The following is a 989-nucleotide window of genomic DNA, read 5'->3' on the forward strand; positions in this document are numbered from 1 at the left end:
TCATCATGATGTCGGTGCCGCTCTCCATGTTCGGCGCCATGATCTTCCTGAACGTGGGCTTGGCGACCCTCAACATCTACACGCAGGTGGGTCTGATCACCCTGGTGGGTCTGATCACGAAGCACGGCATCCTGATGGTGGAGTTCGCCAACGAGCAGAAGGAGAAGCACGGGGTTGGCAAGCGTGAGGCCATCGAGGAGGCGGCCCGGGTCCGTCTTCGTCCGATCCTCATGACCACGGCCGCCATGGTGCTCGGTGTCGTGCCGCTGCTCTATGCCAGCGGCGCGGGTGCGGCGGCGCGCTTCTCCATGGGGCTCGTGATCGCCTCCGGCATGTCGATCGGCACGATCTTCACCCTCTTCGTGGTGCCCATGTTCTACACCTTCATCTCACGGGAGACGGTGCGGGTCGGGCACGTGGAAGAAAAGCATCCTCATCGCCAGGCTCTGGCGGCGGAATAGCCGGTCGAGCCTCCTCTCTGTTGTCAAGAGTTCGACAAGCTTATGGCTCTACACCGCCTGACAGTTGCGGCTGATCGGTAAATGAACATATCTCCACATCCATGAGGAGCCCACCCCTAACCCGAGTATCATATCGCTGACTGACGACAAATTTTGTTGCTCAATTTGCGCGATCGGTTCAGATTGCCCTCAGGGTTAGGCCGCGGATCCGGATGCGGGCTGCATGACAATCCAGGAGCCCCGCCATGGATGCCCGTTTCTACCCCGTCGATCTGAGTAATGCGGAATGGGCCCTGTTGCAGCCGCTTGTCCCCGCGGCCATCCCGCCAGACGGCGCCAGATCTACCCGCTCCGGTGCATCATAGACGTGATCTTTTACCTACTGCGCACCGGCATCTGGCGCATGGGTTCATGCCTCCAGCATCCTGCCGGGCGAGCCGAAGAGCTCTACGAACTCGTGATTGCGATCTGGCTAAGGCGCGGCGATCAGGGTGGAAGTTGAGCGGCGATCATCTTGAGAAGTGACGC

1 protein-coding gene is annotated in these 989 nt (G+C 60.4%); it reads left to right on the forward strand.

Annotated elements, in window-relative coordinates; all coding sequences use genetic code 11:
- On the forward strand, window positions 1-461 hold a 461-nt coding region (locus OC446_RS30505; RefSeq protein ID WP_262032607.1), incomplete at its 5' end, for an efflux RND transporter permease subunit.
- Between the last annotated feature and the right edge of the window lie 528 nt (window positions 462-989).

Origin of the sequence: Microvirga sp. Mcv34, from assembly GCF_024519725.1 — a bacterium.
In the GTDB taxonomy this organism is placed as follows: domain Bacteria; phylum Pseudomonadota; class Alphaproteobacteria; order Rhizobiales; family Beijerinckiaceae; genus Microvirga.